The organism is Oceanispirochaeta sp. (assembly GCF_027859075.1).
In the GTDB taxonomy this organism is placed as follows: domain Bacteria; phylum Spirochaetota; class Spirochaetia; order DSM-2461; family DSM-2461; genus Oceanispirochaeta.
Genome location: NZ_JAQIBL010000294.1, coordinates 1 through 2,347, shown reverse-complemented (window position 1 = coordinate 2,347; position 2,347 = coordinate 1). Strand labels below are relative to the sequence as shown.

Below are 2,347 nucleotides of genomic sequence, written 5' to 3'. Positions count from 1 at the left end.
GTTCCACCGTTCTGCGGTGGAGTTTATAAAAACAAAAAATCCTCCCAAAGGAGGATTTTTTTATTTGCTCCCGAAGGAACAAAAAAACTTTTTATATTTGGGGTTTAAGCCTAGTAGCGATTATTTTCCCGGGGTCTTCTTTCGCGTTCGATCGCTTCGTTGACCCTAAGGTTTCTACTATCCAGCTCCTGATTATTCAGTGCGGAGATAGCAGCTTCTGCTGCTTCGTCTTCTTCCATTTCTACAAAGCCAAAACCTTTAGATCGGTTAGTTTCTCTGTCAAAAATGATTCTTGCGCTGAGAACAGTTCCAAACTGAGCAAAGTGATCAGCAAGTCTATCCTCATCAGTGTTGTAGTTTAAGTTCCCTACATAAATTTTCTTGGGCATCGTGCATCCTTACCGGTATTCCCGGAATTTAAAATAAAAAATTCATTGAGAGTGCAACAAACTTAATACACAACGTCTAGTCATGTGATTTTAAATCAGTCGTTACTCTCATAAGGATGTACAAAAGGAAAACGAAGACGGAAATCAGATCAGAAAAGATATGCGTAATAAAAAGAACATTGCGGTTTCTCAACCTATCTATATAAATAACAGGAAATTCCAGCTAGGTCAATGATAAAAGTCAATACTGAGCGTTAAAGTGCCTTGAAATGACCTTTTTTTGATAATTTTCAGGCTGGATCATGATTTCCATTCTTGATTTATAGGGAATTCTGAAGTATCATGTGATATATCACATGATACTTCAGGGGCCGCGTCAGTGTTTCTTTCCAGGGATGTGTACAATAAAATCCTCGAACAACTCTTGGCGGGCGAGCTTCATTCCGGTCAGATTATCAATCGTCGTCAGATCGCAGGTGAGTTCGGAGTCAGCGTGGCACCTGTGTTGGAAGCCATGCTGCTCCTTGAACATGAAGGGCTCCTTGAAACGATTCCCCGGAAGGGAACACAGGTTCGACTGATCAGACCGGAGGACATACTCGGGCAATTTATGATCCGGGATGCCATAGAAAGTAAGGCTGCCCGTCTGTACTGGTCTAAATCTCTCCCCGATGCTTATGAGGATATGATCGACTTCGCCCGGCAAGTTGATAATGCACCGGAAGATCTTTTGGAAGACTGGCGCATGGAAATCCTCTTTCATAAAGAACTGGTCTCTATGGCGGGCATACCAGCACTGACAAAGGCCTTTGACCAGACTATGAAACTGAACCTCTTTTTCACCATGGCCCGCACTGTACCACCTGAAAAAAAACATGGAAGAGATAACCATGAAGTCCTGATTGAGCGGCTGAACAACGCGGATTCTGCGGATGAAGCAGAGGAAATCATCCGGACACATGTCTGGTATGCCAAGGAATATATGCTTGAAGGAACTGGTCCTGTCTGAATGAAGGTCCAGTATGTAATGAATATAAAGCCAATCCACAGGAGGATTAAATGAAAGTTGTTATCGCGTCGGATTCTTACAAAGGGTCCAATACCAGTATCCGGGTCGCCGCAGCGATCGAGCGGGGAATAAAAAAAGTAGATCCAGGTCTTGATGTTGTAAAACTGCCTGTGGCCGATGGAGGAGAAGGGCTGGTTCAGGCCCTGGTCCCCGAAGAAGACAAGAGGGTTTATGTGAATGTGACCGGGCCCATGGGTAAAACAGTAAAGGCAGAATATGCCCTGTATAGCAAAGATACGGCTGTCATAGAAATGGCATCCGCCTCAGGGCTGCCGCTGGTACCGGAAGAGGAGAAGGATCCTAGACAGGCGACTACCTTCGGTACGGGTGAATTGATTAAAGACGCCTTAGGTCGAGGCTGCACTACTATTCTCATTGGAATCGGCGGCAGTGCAACGAACGACGGAGGCTGCGGCATGGCCCGGGCTCTGGGAGTCAAATTTATGGATGCCTCTGGAAAAGAAGTCATCCCTGTGGGAGGGAATCTGGACAGCATCGCCGATGTGGATCTGACGGGCCTTCTGCCTTCCGTGAAAGAGGTCACCATTAAAGTGGCCTGTGATGTGGATAATCCTCTTTGCGGAGAACATGGTGCCAGTGCTACCTACGGTCCCCAGAAAGGCGCCACCCCCGAGATGGTCAGCCTTCTGGATAAGAACCTGAAATCACTGTCCGAATTGATGAAAAAGATAAGCGGACAGGATATGGCGGAGGTCCCCGGAGCAGGGGCTGCCGGAGGCCTGGGATTTGGATTGATGGCCTTTTGCGGCGGAGTTCTGGAAAAAGGGATTGACCTTGTTCTTGATTCTGTAGGTTTTGACGATTCTCTGGAGGGGGCCGATCTGGTCATCACCGGAGAAGGCCGCATCGACGGTCAGTCTGTCCGCGG

3 protein-coding genes are annotated in these 2,347 nt (G+C 47.0%); 2 read left to right on the top strand and 1 reads right to left on the bottom strand.

All coding sequences use genetic code 11. The annotated features are described in order from the left end of the window. Positions 1-110: 110 nt before the first annotated feature. Positions 111-389, bottom strand: coding sequence for an RNA-binding protein (locus tag PF479_RS16395; protein ID WP_298008732.1), 279 nt, complete (start codon positions 387-389; stop codon positions 111-113). Positions 390-768: 379 nt separating this feature from the next. Here PF479_RS16395 and PF479_RS16390 point away from each other — a divergent pair, with 379 nt between their 5' ends. Further along, positions 769-1,398 carry a GntR family transcriptional regulator gene (locus PF479_RS16390; protein ID WP_298008729.1) on the top strand — a complete coding sequence of 210 codons (630 nt, stop codon included), beginning with the start codon at positions 769-771 and terminating at the stop codon, positions 1,396-1,398. A 50-nt stretch (positions 1,399-1,448) separates the two neighbouring features. Then, positions 1,449-2,347 (top strand): glycerate kinase (locus tag PF479_RS16385; protein ID WP_298008727.1); only part of this gene is annotated, 899 nt, incomplete at its 3' end.

Coding starts and splice junctions, on each gene's coding strand:
- PF479_RS16395 (WP_298008732.1), bottom strand. CDS start 389: ATGCCCAAGAAAATTTATGTAGGGAACTTAAACTACAACACTGATGAG.